The sequence below is a fragment of the Humibacillus xanthopallidus genome, from assembly GCF_044793955.1.
Classification (GTDB): Bacteria; Actinomycetota; Actinomycetes; order Actinomycetales; family Dermatophilaceae; genus Humibacillus; species Humibacillus xanthopallidus_C.
Genome location: NZ_CP084995.1, coordinates 1,847,070 through 1,864,657, shown reverse-complemented (window position 1 = coordinate 1,864,657; position 17,588 = coordinate 1,847,070). Strand labels below are relative to the sequence as shown.

The window sequence follows — 17,588 nt, the reverse complement described above, 5'->3', positions numbered from 1 at the left end:
CACCACCTGCCCCGCACCACGTGCCCGCCACCGCCGCACCGCAGCAGAAGGATCACCATGACACCGCACCCGACCACCCCGAGCCGACCGACCGCTCCACGCCGTCTCGAGCGTGGCCTGTGAGCACCGGCGGCGGGCGACGGCAGCAGTCCCGCGGCCGGGGCAGAGGCTCCCGGCGCTCCCAGGACCTCCCCGCGCTGGCGCGCGACGGCCTGCGGATCGTCCCCCTCGGTGGGCTGGGTGAGATCGGTCGCAACATGACGGTCTTCGAGCACGCCGGCCGGCTGCTCGTGGTCGACTGCGGCGTGCTCTTCCCCGAGGAGCACCAGCCGGGCGTCGACGTGATCCTCCCCGACTTCTCCTGGATCCGCGACCGCCTCGACAAGGTCGACGCCATCGTGCTGACCCACGGCCACGAGGACCACATCGGGGGCGTCCCCTACCTGCTGCGCGAGAGGCCGGACATCCCCGTCGTCGGCTCCCGCCTCACCCTCGCCTTCCTCGAGGCGAAGCTCAAGGAGCACCGCATCACGCCGGTCACCGTCGAAGTGAGCGAGGACGACCGCCGCACCTTCGGGCCCTTCGACTGCGAGTTCGTCGCGGTCAACCACTCGATCCCCGACGGCCTCGCCGTGGCGATCCGCACCGCCGCCGGCCTCGTGCTGCACACCGGCGACTTCAAGATGGACCAGTTCCCCCTCGACGGCCGGGTCACCGACCTGCGCGCGTTCGCCCGCCTCGGCGAGGAGGGCGTCGACCTCTTCCTCGTCGACTCGACCAACGCCGAGGTGCCCGGCTTCACCGTGTCCGAGGGCGAGCTCTCCCCCGCCATCGAGGCGGTCTTCCGGACGACGCCCGGCCGGGTCATCGTGTCGAGCTTCGCCAGCCACGTCCACCGCATCCAGCAGGTGCTCGACGCCGCCCGCGACCACGGACGCAAGGTGGCCTTCGTGGGCCGCTCGATGGTGCGCAACATGGGCATCGCCGCAGACCTCGGCTACCTCGACATCCCCAAGGGCCTCGTCGTCGACCTCAAGCAGCTCGAACGGCTGCCGGCCAACCAGATCGCGCTGATCTGCACGGGCTCGCAGGGCGAGCCCCTGGCCGCCCTGTCGCGGATGGCCAACCGCGACCACCCGATCCGCGTCACCGAGGGTGACACGGTGCTGCTCGCGAGCTCGCTCATCCCCGGCAACGAGAACGCCATCTACCGCGTGATCAACGAGCTCACCCGCTGGGGTGCCAACGTCGTGCACAAGGGCAATGCCAAGGTGCACGTCTCCGGTCACGCCAGCGCCGGCGAACTGGCCTACTGCTACAACATCGTGCGGCCCTCGAGCGTGCTGCCGGTCCACGGGGAGTGGCGCCACCTGCGGGCCAACGCCGACATCGCCATCCGCACCGGGGTCGACAGCAAGCGCGCCCTCATCGCCCACGACGGGGCCGTCATCGACCTCGTCGACGGCCAGGCGAGCATCACCGGCTCCGTCCCCGCCGGGCTCGTCTATGTCGACGCCATGACGGTCGGCGGCGCCACCGAGGAGTCGCTCCACGTGCGCCGCACGCTCGCCGAGGAAGGGGTCATCACGATCGTCTGCATCGTCGATCCCGACACCGGCAAGCTCACCGAGGAGCCCGACTACCTCGCGCACGGGTTCGAGCACGAGCCCGGTGACTTCGCCAAGGCCACCCCGGCCATCCAGAAGGCGCTCACCACCGCCACGAAGGAGAACATCGAGGACATCGAGCAGGTCGAGGAGCTCGTCCGACGTGCGATGTCGACCTGGGTCCACCGCCAGGCCCGTCGGAGCCCCCTCATCATCCCCGTCATCGTCGACGCCTAGGACGTCGAGGTCTCGCAGCGCCGCCATCTCACAATGAGACGTCCGCGGCGACCGTGGGGGTGTTCGCTGGGCGGACCGTTCCCGATCGCACGCGGAGGTGCACGATGAAGGCGCTCGTCTATCACGGTCCCGGAAAGAAGTCCTGGGACGAGGTGCCGGACCCGGTCATCCAGGACCCCACCGATGCCATCGTGCGGGTCGAGGCGACGACGATCTGCGGCACGGACCTGCACATCCTCAAGGGTGACGTGCCGACGGTCGAGGAGGGCCGGATCCTGGGCCACGAGGGCGTCGGCGTCGTGACCGAGGTGGGGCCGGGCTGCTCCACGGTGAAGGTGGGCGACCGCGTCATCATCTCCTGCATCAGCAAGTGCATGACCTGCGACTACTGCACGGCCGGGCTCACCTCCCACTGCCAGACCCTCGGGGGCATCGGGTGGATCTTCGGCCACCTCATCGACGGCACCCAGGCCGAGCTCGTCCGCGTGCCCTTCGCCGACAACGGCCTCATCCCGCTGCCCGAGGGGGTCACGGCCGAGCAGGGCACGATGCTGAGCGACATCCTGCCGACCGGCTACGAGATCGGCGTCCTCAACGGCGCCGTCAAAGAGGGTGACGTCGTCGCCGTCATCGGCGTCGGCCCCGTGGGGCTGGCAGCCGTCATGACAGCCGGCGCGGCAGGAGCCGCCGAGGTGGTGGCGGTCGACGGCAACAAGTTCCGGCTCGAGGAGTCCCGCGCGTTCGGCGCGACGCACACGATCGACGCGTCCGGTGACGACGTGGTGTCCGAGCTCAAGAAGCGCAGCCGCGACGGGCTCGGTGTCGACGTCGCGATCGAGGCGGTCGGGGTGCCGGCCACCTTCGGGGTCGCCCTCGACTCGATCCGACCGGGTGGCCGAGTGGCCAACGTCGGGGTCCACGGCGAGGCAGTGAGCTTCCCGCTCGACCGCGACTGGATCAACAACATCACCATCACGACCGGCCTCGTCAACGCGACCACCGCTCCTGAGCTGCTCGACAAGATCGTGGCGGGCGAGATCGACCCCGGCAAGTTCATCACCCACCGCTTCACCTTCGACCAGATGATGGAGGCCTACGACACCTTCGCGCAGGCGGCCGACGAGCACGCTCTCAAGGTGATCATCGTCAACGAGGAGTGACCCAGACGCCTTGCACCGCAGCACTCCTGCCCACTCGGCGGCAACTTGCCTCCGTGCCGCCACCCGTCCGCCGCCTTGCCCCCGGCAAGGCCTCCGCCGATTTTGTGACGGCCCGGGGCGACTGCTAACGTTTCCCCTCGTTGCGCCGCTAGCTCAATTGGCAGAGCAAGTGACTCTTAATCACTGGGTTCGGGGTTCGAGTCCCTGGCGGCGCACCAATCTGCAGGTGAAGAGCCCGGCCCCATGGGCCGGGCTCTTCAGCTATCCAGGCCCCGCTTGTGAGCCGGGTGGGTCCGTTGCGAGGGCCTCCTCGAGTGCAGGGCCATGGCTGTCGTTGACCGCGGCTACATCCTGTGGCGCCGGCCGCACCCTGCCCGACTCTGCGAGCTCAACCCGCGTCCTGGGCCAAGCGAGCGCCTCCGCCCCTGGGGACGTGACTTCCTGGCCGATCTTCTGGCGCTGGCGAGCGCCTCGCTTCCTCCTGGCGCCCTCGCTCGCCGCAGGTCTTGGCGGACGTTCTTGGGGTCGCACAAGCCCGGAGCTACCTCGCCATCTGGCACCTTGGGCCAGGACCAGACAGACGCACCTCAAAGACTCTCACCGGTTCTCCGAGGCGAACGAGTTCCAGGCAAGCCACCAACGCGACCCGTCACTAGGACCTGCCCGCCGTGCCCTACGAAGCCCGCCACCACGGCCAGTGCCGACTCAGGCTGGGAGTCGATCCGACGGGCTCAGGTGAGAGCCCGAGCGACGCCTCAGACGTCACGCGATTCACATGCAGCCGATGGTCGTGACCTGCGACCTTCCGCCGCGATACGGGCTGTTCGTTGAAGGGCGAGGCAGCCTGTCAGAGGCTGAAGAGTGCGTCGACGTTGGGCAGTTGCTCGAAGCGAGTAAAGGTCCCCGAGTCTGCGATCTCCTCGGCGGCCGCCAGGAATCCACCCCATGCGGTACGCGCGAGTGTGCCTCCCACGCTGATCCGGCGTACACCCAACTGGGCGGCCTCATCGACGGTGGTGAACGGAGCGTTGATCAGCAGGTTGACCGGTTTCGGTGACACCGCGGCCACGATCGCGGAGACGTGCTCGAGCTGGTCGATTCGAGGGGCGTAGAGGCAATCCGCGCCGGCCTCGGCATAGGCCTGGAGGCGACGAATGGTTTCCTCGATGTCAGGACGCCCACAGACAAAGCCTTCGGAGCGACCTGTGAGAACGACGCCCGTGCCGCTGTCATCGATAGCTCGCCGTGCGGCAGCGACACGTCGCACGGCCAGGTCGAACCCCAAGAGTGGATCGGCTTCGTCTTCGGACGAGTCTTCGATCGAGAGGCCGGCGATCCCGGTGGCCACAGCCAATGTCACGTTCGCGCCGACATCAGCGGGGTCGACGGCGTAGCCACCCTCGAAGTCAGCGTTCACCGGGACCCTCACCGCTCGCGCGATGAGACGTAGGTGGTCGAGTGTTTGGTCGCGGGTGACGTGCGTGTCCGCGACGCCGAGCGTCCAGGCCAGTCCGGCACTCGTTGTGGCCAAGGCCTTGAATCCCAGCCGTTCCATGGCTCGCGCGCTGCCTACGTCCCACGGGTTCGGCATGACGAAGCACCCGGCGGAGTGCAGCCGCTGGAACTCGGCGACCCGATCGTCGTTCATGTCCATGCAACACCTCGCCAACGTCCTGGTGGGCTGCACGCTAGTCCGATCGGGGGCCCATTGCCAGGGTCGAACAACCACGGCCCACGGGCCCCAGGCCGCCCTGAGAAACCGCGATTTTGCGCCGCATGTAGCCCGGGCGCGCAACGGATATGTCATCACCGTGACTGGTCACGTTGGTGCTCGGCCGGGTGTCGGAGGACGAGCTTCATGAGGGCGCGGAAGTAGGGACGAATCCTGACCTCGCGTTGATCCGCTGGCCCTGCGGCGTGGCGCCGAGGTCGACGCGGTCCGCATTGATCGATCTGGCCCATTCGGTCACGCGTTGACGAGCAGGGTGCCATGGCCGGCGCCCTGGTGCGCAAGCGAGAGTAATGACGTTCGCAAGCCGGACCGTGCGTCCTCGAGGGCAGTGCGGACTCGGGACACCAACCTCTAGTGTGCCGATCGCTGTCGCCACGATCTGGCCATCGGCCTCGATGAGCGGGATCGGGCGACGCTGGGCTGGGGGACGACCTGCGTGACCCACTCGCGCGCATGACCGCGCCAGATCTCGTCGCTCGTCGCGTCGTCCTCGTCGAACAGCGGCGTCCGCAGTCGCACGAAATGAGGACCGTCGACGTGAGCCGCGATTGCCACCGGCCATCTCTGGGCATACTGGAAGGGCGTCATCTTCTTCGAGCCGGGAGGATCGCCGTGTTTGCTCCGAAGATCGCCAAGGCACACGCGAAGGCAACGGAAGTTCCGGCGAACGGCATCACACAACAGCACCAGAAGCCGGCGGACGTTGAACAAGCCTGGATGCTCCAAGGTCCGCCTCGCCGCCAGTGGGATTTCAGCAGGATCGCTGCATCTCAGCATGGGCGGGCGGATGGGCCGTCATCGCCGGCCGTCGTAGCGCAGGCGCGCGGGCCATCGACGCCTGGGGTCGATGGGCTCGGCGACCAGCTCATGCGTGTGCCGGGTGAGCCGCTCGAGCCCGGGGTGCGCCGCGAGGCCGAGCGGCGCTTCGGGCACGACTTCGGGAATGTTCGCGTGCAGCGCGGCCGAGTGGCGGCCGAGGCCACCTCAGCAGTCGGAGCGCTGGCCTTCACGCTGGGCCGGCACATTGTCGCGGAGGACGGCGCAATCGACCCCGCGACGGATGAGGGACACGCGAACCTTCTTCACGAGCTGACCCACATCGTCCAGCAGGCGGCGTTCGAGGACCACGAGCTTGTTGGGGCGCCGGTGCTCGACCCGGCGCATTCGTCCGAACAGGAGGCGCGAGCGGGGACCGCCGCACCCTCCCCACTCAAAGCGCCGGCGATCCAGCGAGCGCCTCGCAAAATTGCGAAGTCGGGGCAGCAGGTCGAGATCGACCTGACGAAGTCTCGGTGGCGTCAGACGCTCAAGTTCGAGGGCGGTCAGACGCAGATCGTGTACGTCTTGCGGGACGCTACGACGGGCGAATTTCTTAAGGTTGGAAAGACAACCGTGGCTAAGATCGCCAAACGTTTCGACGAGTACGTGTCCGCAGGGAACAAGTGGAGCCGCAAGCTCGCCGCGGACGCTTGGACGTTCCGCGCCCGCAGCACAATAAACATCGAGGCCTTCGAGGCGGAGATTCGGGCGGGGCTCGAGAGAGCCGGAGCGCGTTTGCCCTGGGACAATACGCGTGTGCCCGGTAAGGGTCCCAGGCTCGGCCGTCCGGGTCAGGGGATCCCTGATACTAAACCGCAGACAGAAACGCAGTTCATCGACGAGGCCGAGCAGCTGCGGGTCCGGCACGCGCCTCCCAACATTTCGAAGCGACGCGGCATGAGCTCGAAGGAAAAGGCTAAGCTGAAGGCCGCGGAAGAAAGGGCCGCGACGGACGCGCTCGCGAAGGCGGAGCAGGCCCCCGCTCAAGTGGAGAAAGTTCCCGGCCCTCTTCCCACCTCGGAGGTGAAAGGCGGTTCGGAGGGTGGGCCGGCGACCCAACCAAAAGTGCAGGCTCCGCCAGCTGGAGAGGCGGGAGCGGGCACGCGTGTGCGCATCGAGGCGTCACGATTCAGGAACGCCGGGCGGTTCCTGGCCAGGGAGGCCCCGGGACTGTTGCTGCAGGCGCTGCTCATGTCTCTCTTTCCGCCCGAAGTGCACATTCACAACGAAGCCTATGGCGAGTTGAGTTCGAAAAAGATCGACCCGGCGCTGCAGCATGCCCTGAAGGAGCAGGAGGCCGTGTTCAACAGGTTGGCCGCCGATGACCCTGCGAAAACGGTATGGGCGATCGTGACCGTCCAATCGGACTACTGGGTGAACGCGACGCCGGGTGGCGATCTCAATGTCACCCTTCAGGACCTCAAATTTGTCGGGATGAGGCTTTCGCGTGAATACTTCTTGGTGGAAGGCAAGAGATTCGACGTCGGCAAGCCCGGAAACGCTTCCAAGACGGTTATCTACTCGGTGCCGATTTCCGGGCCGGCGACTCACGGCTCCGAAGAGCCAATCCGTAAATACCGGAAGGTCAGGGAAGGCCTGACACACTCGGCCCACAAGGTGCGCCTGTCAGCGATGCTTGCCATGTATAAGATCGCGGATGCCAATCCGTTTCTGAAGAATCAGTTGATCCGAGACCTGCACGCGGTGAGCAACGACAATGACGACTCCGTCCGGAGGCTCGCGACGTACATGCTCAACCGCCTCAAGCCCAACCAGTGAGTGCGTCGCCAGAGCGGTTGGGCTCCAGCACGAACGAACGCCGACCTTCCACACATGGATCGTTCGTTCCCTCACTGACCCGCGTACTTGCGCGAAGGGTGCTACGGGACAAACAACACGAGACGGTTTCGGACCCAGGTCTCCGTAACGGCTCCGGGGTTTCCAGCTCCTGCACCGATGTGACAATCCAGTCTGGCAGCGGCCCAGTCCCGTTGGCGGGGGGATGATCGAGATAGGGCTCTTGTGGCCGGTGAGGACCGAGCGCGATACCGAGAGCCCTCGGTTGCTGGCCCCGCACCGCCGACAGGAGTTGTCGGGCGAGGCCGCATCGTCCGGCAAGGAAGAAAGAGAAGGACATGACTCAGCTGCTTCAGGACTGGCCAAGGATCAAGCCTTCGAAGGCAGAGAGGCACGGCGCCCCACAGGGGAAGTCCCCCAAGCCACCACAAGAGCCACCGGTTGACGGATATTGGCAGGAATGGACCCCGGAAGACCCGCTCCCGAGCAACGGCTACTGCACGCAGCTGTATCTCCCGCCAGGCGCATTCATCGTCAACGCCGCCGCCAGCATCCGCCTCGCCGCCGAGGCTCCCGGCCCCTCCGAGGTCGAATGCTCGCTCTTCGTCGGCGCAGACAATCGTTCCCTGAACCAAATGACTCTGGCTCCCGGCCAAGGGACGAGTATTGCCGCGACCGCTCACGTCGACTCCACGGAACCGACCGAGGTGCAGTGGAACTGCGGGGGCACGACCGCGCCCCTCCGACTGCAACTCGCGGTGACGGCGATCAAGGTTCATCACCTCTTCCACGTGGGGACGCCACCCGGGATCTGAGTCAGGTTGGGTATGGCGAACTCACCGACAACGGACCCTGACCTGCGAACGGTGCCTCCGGCTTGCGGGAGCATGCCCCCAGATCCGAGGCCTTTCAACGCTCGCCTCATCTCAGGCCCTCAGGCCCCCTTGCTGCACCGTAGCCTTGACCCAACCGGATGACCGAAAGTGCGCCACTCCCCCTCTCTTGCCGCGGTCCGGGCTGTCACGGAACTGCGTCTATCAGGCGCGAATTCGCTAAGGCGGCGGGGTCATCCGCGTTGACACGTTCCGGGTGGCCCGGTGTATCTCCCCTCCGCTCGCGCTACTAGGTCGGTGCGACGTGGGCAGCCCCTCCGAGCCGGATGAGCGCGACCATATCCAGCCTCGATCGTCACAACGTTGACAGGACGAACGAAACAACAAACCCCGCTGTGGTGCTCAGGGCCACCGTCGGCCCCCCTTGCTCGTAGGCCTCCGGCATGAGGGTGTCCGCCAGCGAGGCGAGCACCGCTCCAGCCGCGAACGCCAGAGGCAGGGACACGACCGTGTCCGACACGGTTGAGAGAAAGACACTGCCCAGCACGACCGCGATCGTCAGCAGCACGGCACACAAGCACCAGGTGACCAAGATGAAGCGCTGCGACCGACCTTGCGTCTTCATGGACGCGCTGCCCACCAGCGCTTCCGGAAAGTTCGAGACGAAGATCGCCACAAGCAACGCCAGACCCCCGGCTTCCTCGCTCAAAGAGATGCCCAAGGCAAGGTTCTCGGGGACGCCGTCCAGGGTGACCGCGGCCAGGAGGGCCAGGCCCGCGGCGCCGGTCGTGGAGGCGGGATTTGGCGTGGTGTCGGAGGTGGCGGCATCCACGTCGAGCTTCTCGCTGCCGGGGTCGCTGGGGCGATGACCTTCGGCAAGTCGGTCCAGCCGCTGGCTGATCAGGGTGAACACTGCGGCGCCGACGAACAACCCGGCGGCCGCGCGCCAGATGCCGCCCTTCTCGTAGGAGTCCTCGAACAGCTCGAAGGCCAGCGCTGTGATCAGCGCACCTGAGGCGAACGCCAGCATCGCGGCGAGCAGGCGCTTGGGCAGGCTGACCCTGCCGCCGACCAGGGCGCCAATGACCAAGGCGCTCGATGCAACAACACCGAATATCAGGGCTCTCACCACATCGGTGCCATACCCAGTAGGCCACGACCGCACGTGCTGCCCCCAGCAGCGCAAGCTGGAGTTGGCACGTTCGGGCCTGCACGCTGGCAGTGAATACAGAAAGGCGCTCATGAAGAGCTCAGTGGCGATCTGCCGATTGGTCCACCCAAGAGCTTGCGCTAGGGGCGGCGGCAGCCGCGCCACCTTCGTGACCACCTACGCCACCGCAGAGGCGCTGCATAAGGTTCTCGACCCGGGCGTCGTGGCGGGCGCGTCCGCAGCGATCACCTGATCGACGACCTCGTCGCCGCCTGACAGAGGAGGGGCGGGGCACCTCTCTTGCCCCCTCTCGCCGCGCCTGCTGGTCACCCAACCGCGATGCTCGCAGGTGGGACGCCGAGCCGCGGGAACCACCTCAGCCTGGTCGGCTCCTGGTGGTTCACTGACCGGCACCGTCTCGTCTTACGCACGCCGCGGCAGTCGAGGCCGGCCAGCACCAGATGCGGACATCGGCCGCACGCTCAGCCAGCCTGCAGGGCGGCCTTCACCGGCTCTTCGAGCTCGGCCGGAGACTTGCAACCCTTGGAGCACCGCACAGCCGGCTCGTCACCGAGGTCCTGGATCGCCCACTCGGTACCGGAGATGATCGGCTCTGCCGTCGTCGTGACTTCGCCGCTACAACCATCGGTCGGGCACGGGATCGTGATCTGTTCCATCTCTGGACTTTAGGGGGTGCAAGGGCGGTGCCCGGAGCTGACCTCGGGCCCGATGCGTCGTAGGCGCCGGTCTCGCGCTTGTGTCCGCTGTAGAGCAAACGGCCGTGGGCCGACACCTGGCGGGGGCGCCGACGAGGTGCTCGCCGTCGGCGGGGAGCCGCTGCGCTTGCACGTCCGACTGTGCCCGGTGCTTGTTATCCGCCCGGCGTCAGGCGGAGGGGCACCACTGAGGACTGCTGCTGCTCCTTGGGACCGACCGGCGCGCCCCCCCCCGGCCACCAAAGTGCGCGCTCATGACGCACTGAAGGCGTTCGCGAGGTGCGGCACTCCGCCGCGAAGCGGCAGTGTCCTTCCGCCGCGTGATGCGCACTGCCGCGAGGTCGGGGTGGGGTTCAGGTGGGGTGCGGCGTTTCTCTGGTTGGGCCGGCGGCGATCAGGACGGGCTGGAAGTCCTCTGCGTGACGCGGGGTCAGCCATTGAGCTGCGGCAAGGCCCGCACCGGAGGCCAGCTCGAGCAGATGGGCACGGGTATAGGCCCGGAAGGTGGCCGTCCGTCGTGAGGTCTTCCATGCACCCTCGTCTTCACATGTCAGCTGGAAGTGTTCGAGGTCGTAGATGTCGCTGGCGCCGTGCCAGGTCCACAGTTGGAAGGTGATCACCCGTCCGAGTCCCGGCGTGCCCATCACCTGCGGCGCAGTGCCGTAGGGCCGCTCGCGCAGCGCCGCGTCGTAATCGCGGATCGTGACTGCAAGTCGCGCCCCAGGTCGCAAGACTCGTCGCAGTTCGTCGAAGGCGCTCGTCACCTCGTCATCACTCAGGAGATGGGCGATCGCGTTGTCTGCGCAGATGGCGGCGTCCATGCTGGCGTCGGGCCACGGCAGAGCTCGCATGTCCGCGACGACAACATGCGCGACGAGGCCTCGCTTGACACATTCGGCTCGTGCTCGGTGCACGGCCGCGCGGCTCACGTCCGAACCGAACACGTCGTACCCGGCCTCGGCCAGTCCGAGCAGCTGGGTGCCGATTCCGCACGCGACATCGGCGATGGCCGAACCGGGGGCCGGGCTTCCAAGAAGCTTGCTCAGTGCGCGTGCTTGCTCGTGAACCTCCTTCTCCCAGTCCGGGTAGAGGGCGTGGTACGTCGCCGCCAACCCGTCGTAGAAGCGCGCCGTGCTCACCCGCACATCATCCGCCACGGGCGCCGTTCGCTCCACCGGCCAGCCCCGAGAGAGGTGCGTCAATCCGCCGCCAGCCGGCGCCTGGAGTCACTCGGACGGGTGAGCATGAGGTTGTTGCGCTCCGCACTCGACCACCTGCTCAGCGACGGCGATCACCTGGGTCCGCACCCTGTCCGCGAAGGTGGCCGACTACGACGCCCCGGACCCGGTGAACGGTGAAAACGGGGTGCGGGACCGGAGCGCCAGCCGCTACAACGGGACCGTGACCGAACTCTGGACCGACCCCGAGTGGCTTGCCGGTGCCCAGGGGTGGGTTGATGAGCAGACCGAAGCGCTTGGGCTGGTGCGCACCGGGGACGTCGAGCAGCCGCACGTCCGGGTGTGGTCGACCGTGCTCAAGGTCCCGACGACCGCCGGGCCGGTGTGGTTCAAGGCCAACCACGGCCCCCTCCAGCACGAAGCAGCCGTGATCACGCTGCTCGCCGAACGCGTCCCAGACCGGGTCGAGCCGCTGCTGGCCGCCGACCTCGAACGCGGCTGGATGTTGATGCGAGACGCGGGGACGCGGATGCGTGAGCTGGTGGTCATCGAGGCGAGCCTGGAGCGGTGGCACCCCGTCCTGGACTCAGTGGCGCGGATCAGCGTCGCGATGGAGGACGACGTCGATACCCTGCTCGCAATCGGGGTCCCCGACCTGCGGCTGGCCACCCTCCCGGCGGGTTACGCCGCGCTCACGGAGGAGATCGACGCCGGGCCTCGCTTCCGCTCCGCGGCGGACCGGGTGGCCGAGCTGTGTGAGCAGCTGGCGGCCTACGGCATCAGGGAGTCCGTGCAGCACGACGACCTCCACGACGGGCAGGTCTTCGTGCGCGATGGTCGCCACTGGGTCGTCGACTGGGGGGACGCCTGTGTCTCCCACCCGTTCTTCGTGCTGGCCGTCGCGCTGGAAGGCCAGATCGCCTGGGGCCTGGACGACGTGGAGAGCTCCGTTGACACCGGACCGTTCCGCGACACGTTCCTCGCGCCCTACGAGGCCCCCTACCCGAACCTCTCGCACGCCGACCTGGTGGAGGCCGCGCGCCTCGCGACCAGGCTGGGCTGGGCGGCCCGAGCTGTCAACGGGCATCTCTCCGTCGACGAGGAGAGCACCCGGCGGCGGCTGGAGATGTTCGTCGACCGCCGAGTGCAGGACTGAGGCGGTGGCCTGGGGGTCAGGCATCCGCCCTCACCCCCTGAAGCCGCTAATCGCCGCCGCGCCGAATGGGCGGCGCTGAGCACCGATGCTCGGGTTGCAGATGCGTCTCTCCACCGCCTGCAGGCGCACGTGATGGAGGCGTCTAGCGTCGATGCGGGCCAAGCGCCCGGCCGCCGTGCGGCGACGAGCGGGGTCTGGTCCGGTAGCCAGTCGCCGCGTGAGGTGACTCCACGGGTCGCACAATTCGTGAGCCCAGTCGCCGCCCAGGAAAGCTGCGCCGACTCTGCGGCAGAGGAGGCTAACGGGAGTGTTCGGTCGGCTCGGTCAGACGGTGATGCGGGGTGCGTTTCGGCTGACACCCTGACGAATCGAGGGGATGATCGAGAGTGCACCGGCGAGGCGGCGTATGGATTCGGTGATGGAGGTCGAGATCGGGCCGGCGGGCGTGGCCGGTCGGTTCACCGTGCGGGTGCTTCGCTCGGTCGGCGCGGGGGAGCCCACCTCGACGTGCGCGCTCGACGTCGAGCGGCTGCTCGCGCAGCGGCACGGCCTCGAGGACAGCATTCTCGCCTCGTCGATCGCGGCTCGTCGTGTCACGCCGGCGCACGAGTCATCGCTGGAGGCGGTCGGCACCCTGCTCTTCGACACTGTTTTCGCTGGGCAGGTGCGCGAGGCGTACCGCACCAGTGTCGCCGTCGCGGACACCCGTGGTGATGGGGTGCGCCTGCTTCTTCGGCTCACGGCGCCGGGGCTCGCTGCGCTGCCTTGGGAGTCCCTCTACGACCGTGAGGGGCGCATATACCTGTGTCGCAAGGAGCCGCTGCTGCGGCAGATCGGGACGACGCCTTCCGCGCCGACTCTGCCCCTCGAGCCGCCGCTGCGGGTGCTCGCGCTCATCGCATCGCCGAGTACGCTGCCCGCACTGGACGTTGCCGGCGAACGGGCACGTTTGGAAGAGGCCCTGGGCGAGCAGGTCGAAACCGGATGGATCCACCTCGAGTGGCTCCTCGATGCAAGCTGGCAGCGTCTGCACGAGAAGCTGCTCGACGAGACGTGGCACGTACTGCACTTCATCGGGCACGGCTCGTACGACCACACACGAGACGAGGGCGTGCTCGCGTTCGTCAGACCTGACGGGCGACCGGACCTGGTCAACGCGAGCAGCTTCGCGGACTTGCTGCACGAAGCCAGGCAAAGGCCGCGACTGGTCGTGCTCAACGCGTGCCTCACCGCGGCCGAGAGCACGGACGACCTCTTCTCGGGTACGGCGGCTGCGTTGGTACGCAGCGGGATCAACGCTGTCGCTGCGATGCAGTTCGCCATCAGTGACAAGGCGGCCATCGCCTTCGCGCGCGGTTTCTACATGTCGCTCGCGCGCGGTCGCGCCATCGACGAGGCGATGCGCAGCGGGCGGATCGGCATCCTTGGCGTCACCCGAGACACGCTCGAGTGGGTGACACCGGTTCTCTGTGTGCGCGGCGACGACACCCGCCTCTTCGAGGTCAAGCCCGGTGCAGCACCCGTCCCTCCGATAGCAGGTCCCGTCTCGCCGACAGGAGAGCCAGACCCGCGAAGAATGGAGCGCACCGCGCCGGCAGATGGTCCAAGGGATGGGGCCCGCACCCGGTCTCTTCAGGTAGAGCCAGCAGAGGGCGCGCTCACGGTCGGCGGACCAACTGGCCTCGCCCGGCGGGTGTGGCCGCGGCGCCGCCGGGTCTACGCTGCCGCGGCTGCGCTGGTCCTGACGGCCGCCGGGACCGCGGCCACCCTGCTCATCCCGGACCGCGAACCCCCGGCAGGCAATGAGATCACCGCGGCAGGCCCGTGGCGGCTCCTCATCAGCGACAAGATGGCTAACGGCTGCGATGTCACCCTGACAGACACCGACACCGGCCTAGAGGAGCTATTCGAGGATGTCTGGGGGACCAAGTCGTTCCAGATGCAGTCCACAGGCACGTTCCGGTGGGTAGCCAACGACCCGCGCTGCCGCGTGGTCCAGCGCCCCGGGTCCGGGAATGCCGTGCTGCCCTTCAGCTGGAAGGCCGGCACGGGTGACACCGACGTCTTCGCGGCACCGAAGGCGCCCGGTAAAGTCGCTGTGCAGATCCTGGCGTTCAACAACTACGCCAAGTGCGATTTCGAGCTGAACGATGCCGCGGACGGACAGCTTGTGCACCTCGGCACGGTGCCCCGAGGCGAAGGCCCGCTGCTGCTCGAGCCGAACGGACGCTCTCAGGTCTACCTCGCCGACTTCAAGGGCTGCGACATACGGGTATTCGCTGAGCCCTAATGCCGACGTAGCCGATCAGGGCTCCGGCGGAGCCGCCCACGACGGATGAGCCCCACAGATGGTGCGAGCGGGGTCGCCCGCCGACGGAGCGACCCGGCTTGGATACGGGAACTCGAGCGGGCTGGCGGCAGCGAGACCCGATACGTGGTCGAGCGGCCGGTGCCGGCAAGGGCGCAACGGGTGCGTCTCTGCGCCGCCAGCCGACGCGCACTGTCTGGCGGCAACACAGAGGTCCGGACGGTAGTCGATTCTGGACGGGTGGATGCGGAGCGTACGCATCCGAGGGTCTCACGTCGACTGCCTATACCGACCGCGCAGCCGTGGCAGCGGGACACCTTCACAGCGCTCCGATGACTCATTGGGAGGCAGACCCGAAGGTTGAGCGGACCATCAATCGGTTGGTAAGGCCTCTCGATTTGGGCGCCTCGCTGTGCTGAGGAGCTCCGCGAGGCCGGGCTCCACTGGAGCCGCAAGCGGGCCGTGTCGGCCCGCAACGGTGATCTCGGGGGTCACCACATGGCTGCGAAAGCCGGGAGGTGCCCCAGGGGGGGTTGCTCTTCGATCGGAGCGCGGCTGCCCAGCGGTGTCTTTCAGAGAGGATCGGGCTGTGCCGGTCGGTGTGACGTCGTACGGTTCATGCGCCGCCGTTGCCGCCACCCGAGGGCATGGGTTCGGGCGTGAAGCGGAACCACGCCCAGAACGCGATGGAGGTTGCTCCAAAGACGGCGAACAAGGCCACCATCATCAGAATTTGCGGATCGGTGGTGTCGTTCCGGGTGCGGGGGTGGAACGTGACGGCGATGAGCGCGAACAGCGCGATGGCATATACGACTCGCCAACGCGTTCGGCTCCACTGGTTCACTGCGTGTCCGTCGAGGAACGTGAGCGGCAGCAGTTGGAAGGCAAGTGCTTGGACGCCCACAAGCACCCCGGTCGCCAGCACGGCGTCGACTACCCGTGGTGCACCGGAGACTCCGGCGGTTGTTAGTGCCGAGTCGAGCGGCGCCCACACCAGCCAGGCGAGCAGCGACACCACGGCCACAGTTCCACTTCCGAACAGAACAGCGCGGGCCGACGCCGCCGGATCCAAGCGCGAGGTTTTCAGGGCCGCGTAGCCTGCGATCAAGCCGTAGACATAGCCCGGTTGGAACTCCCCAAGGTAGGAGACGACCGCACACACCAGGGCGATGACCAGCGCTGTGGGCAGCACTCGCAACCGGGCCGGCACGCGACCCCCGCGGCGGGCGTAGCGCTCCGCGGGTACCTCGAAGGCGAGGGTGATCAATGGCAGGGCAACCAGGAAGCCGATCGCATCCAGGAAGGTCTGCGTTCCGTCTTTGCCGAAGTTGGGGTCGGTGAGACTGTAAAGGACGGCACCGAGGACCGCGAAACCGGCGATCGCGACCGGTGCCGGCACATTGCTCTGCTGCTTACGTCGAGGGATGACCCGGTAGCGGTGCCGCCCAAGGAACGCCCTGATGCGCTCGTGGTTTTCCTCGTAGGTGGCCTCGAATAGCTGCGCAGGGAAGCCGATGAGCAACATGAGCAGCAGCGCCAGAACGGCGGAAGTTGTGAGGTGCGTCGTGTCCAGGAGTCCCGGGTCCGTCGGCGGACGAAGCCATGTGGCGACGGCGGCCCGCTTTGGGGGGGTGTCGACGTCCGGAGGATCGCCGGCCGCCCCCTCGCCTGCCGCCTGCGAGGTGGTGCCAGCGCTGGTTGTTTCGTCCGGAGTCGGTGACGTCGGTGGGGGCCTGCTAGTGAGGGTTGACGTGGTTTGAGTGGTGGGGGGTTGGCTTGAAGTGGGCGGGGTGGAAGTAGTGCTGGACAGTCTCGGTGCGGTCACGACCGGCTTCGGAGCGCTGGAGCCGTCCGTGGGGCCTGCCGTGCGTGTGACGGTGAGGTCAGTGACGGGCAGCGAGACGATGGTGTTGTCAGGTGCCGTGCACGTCACCGCAACGCTGTGAATGCCAGGCGCCGTGTCCGGGGGAACTGCGAACTCCGTTGAGCCGCCAGGCGCGCCGCCCATCATCGTCCACATCGACGCAACACGCTTTGCGTCAAAGCTCAGCTCCATCTCTCCGTCGGTACACGCTGCCGGCACCAAACTGGCGGTTATCAGGGTGGTGTCGCCCGGAGCGACGGTCGTGGGATCCACCCTGACGGAGGCCTGGGGTTGGGGGCGCTCTGGCTCGATGACCGTGATGCCAATTGAAATGCCCTTCTCCGCCGTGGTGTGCAGGCAGGTACTGGTGAGGACGTAGCTGCCGGGGGACGTCGGCGCGGTCATCTCCGCGGTGAAGTTGCCGCGGACTCCCTGAGCCCGAACAGTTGTGCCATCTCCGAAGCCCAGCGACACCTCGAAATAGCCGTCGTGCCCCTGCCAGTAGAGGAAACAGTGTCCCGAACCAGTGACGAGCATCGTCGCGCCGACCGGTGCTGGATCAGGTATGGCCGTCATCTTCGGGGGGTCGGCAGCCACCATCACGGCGCGGCCGGAGACCGAACCTTTCAACGGGGCGCCGTCGACGGGAGATGCTGTCCACGTCACAGCCGTAAGAAGTACAGCGGAGGCCAGCCCGCAGAGCACGGCCACCACCCACCACCGTGATATCCGCACCGTGATCATTGCCATCACCGTTGCCCTCGGTTCGCGCTGGGGCCACGAGCGGAGTGCCCCGACTTTCAGAGGGGTGCGCGTTCCGACAAATACGCTACTGCCCGCGCGGCGCCCCAATCCCTGTTTCCACAAGCCAGAACGCCGGATCAGCCCGGGCGGCGGCCTGCGGTCTCTGGCTGAATCGCAACGGGTCTGTCAGCCGGTCCGTTCTGCCGCGAGCAGTTGCGCGCTGACGTGGTTGTGACGGTAGTGATCATGTTCGATCTCTGCAGGGTGCCGCAGGGCCGCGGGGGTCC

The 17,588-nt window shown here is 67.5% G+C and carries 11 protein-coding genes and 1 tRNA gene; 7 read left to right on the top strand and 5 right to left on the bottom strand.

Annotated features, from left to right (window positions below; genetic code table 11):
- The first annotated feature begins 119 nt into the window (after positions 1-119).
- The 3 genes from LG278_RS08235 (at position 120) to LG278_RS08225 (ending at position 3,222) form a co-directional block, all read left to right on the top strand.
- Positions 120-1,844, top strand: coding sequence for a ribonuclease J (locus LG278_RS08235; RefSeq protein WP_404392736.1), 1,725 nt, complete (start codon positions 120-122; stop codon positions 1,842-1,844).
- A gap of 104 nt (positions 1,845-1,948) precedes the next feature.
- Complete coding sequence (locus tag LG278_RS08230) at positions 1,949-3,004, top strand: zinc-binding dehydrogenase (RefSeq protein WP_404392734.1); 1,056 nt, start codon at positions 1,949-1,951, stop codon at positions 3,002-3,004.
- Positions 3,005-3,146: 142 nt separating this feature from the next.
- Positions 3,147-3,222, top strand: a tRNA-Lys gene (locus LG278_RS08225).
- A 629-nt stretch (positions 3,223-3,851) separates the two neighbouring features.
- On the opposite strand, the gene LG278_RS08220 is transcribed toward LG278_RS08225, so the two are convergent.
- Complete coding sequence (locus LG278_RS08220) at positions 3,852-4,658, bottom strand: isocitrate lyase/phosphoenolpyruvate mutase family protein (protein WP_404392732.1); 807 nt, start codon at positions 4,656-4,658, stop codon at positions 3,852-3,854.
- Between the two features lie 531 nt (positions 4,659-5,189).
- Between LG278_RS08220 and LG278_RS08215 the strand changes: the two genes are divergently transcribed.
- Together LG278_RS08215 and LG278_RS08210 are read left to right on the top strand one after the other, a co-directional pair.
- A complete protein-coding gene (locus LG278_RS08215) occupies positions 5,190-7,334 on the top strand; it encodes a DUF4157 domain-containing protein (RefSeq protein WP_404392730.1) in 2,145 nt (714 codons plus the stop codon).
- A gap of 356 nt (positions 7,335-7,690) precedes the next feature.
- Positions 7,691-8,167, top strand: a complete 477-nt coding sequence (locus LG278_RS08210; RefSeq protein ID WP_404392728.1) for a hypothetical protein — start codon at positions 7,691-7,693, stop codon at positions 8,165-8,167.
- A gap of 373 nt (positions 8,168-8,540) precedes the next feature.
- Here LG278_RS08210 and LG278_RS08205 read toward each other — a convergent pair whose 3' ends face one another.
- From LG278_RS08205 to LG278_RS08195, 3 genes are all read right to left on the bottom strand, one after another.
- The gene (locus LG278_RS08205) at positions 8,541-9,512 is read right to left on the bottom strand and encodes a ZIP family metal transporter (protein ID WP_404392726.1); all 972 of its coding nucleotides are present in this window, start codon (positions 9,510-9,512) and stop codon (positions 8,541-8,543) included.
- Positions 9,513-9,817: 305 nt separating this feature from the next.
- Complete coding sequence (locus LG278_RS08200) at positions 9,818-10,012, bottom strand: hypothetical protein (RefSeq protein WP_404392724.1); 195 nt, start codon at positions 10,010-10,012, stop codon at positions 9,818-9,820.
- A gap of 392 nt (positions 10,013-10,404) precedes the next feature.
- Positions 10,405-11,190, bottom strand: a complete 786-nt coding sequence (locus LG278_RS08195) for a class I SAM-dependent methyltransferase (RefSeq protein ID WP_404392722.1) — start codon at positions 11,188-11,190, stop codon at positions 10,405-10,407.
- A 181-nt stretch (positions 11,191-11,371) separates the two neighbouring features.
- Between LG278_RS08195 and LG278_RS08190 the strand changes: the two genes are divergently transcribed.
- Together LG278_RS08190 and LG278_RS08185 are read left to right on the top strand one after the other, a co-directional pair.
- Complete coding sequence (locus LG278_RS08190; protein WP_404392720.1) at positions 11,372-12,385, top strand: phosphotransferase family protein; 1,014 nt, start codon at positions 11,372-11,374, stop codon at positions 12,383-12,385.
- A gap of 418 nt (positions 12,386-12,803) precedes the next feature.
- Positions 12,804-14,675, top strand: a complete 1,872-nt coding sequence (locus tag LG278_RS08185) for a CHAT domain-containing protein (protein ID WP_404392718.1) — start codon at positions 12,804-12,806, stop codon at positions 14,673-14,675.
- A 634-nt stretch (positions 14,676-15,309) separates the two neighbouring features.
- On the opposite strand, the gene LG278_RS08180 is transcribed toward LG278_RS08185, so the two are convergent.
- Positions 15,310-17,307, bottom strand: coding sequence for an FGLLP motif-containing membrane protein (locus LG278_RS08180; RefSeq protein ID WP_404392716.1), 1,998 nt, complete (start codon positions 17,305-17,307; stop codon positions 15,310-15,312).
- Between the last annotated feature and the right edge of the window lie 281 nt (positions 17,308-17,588).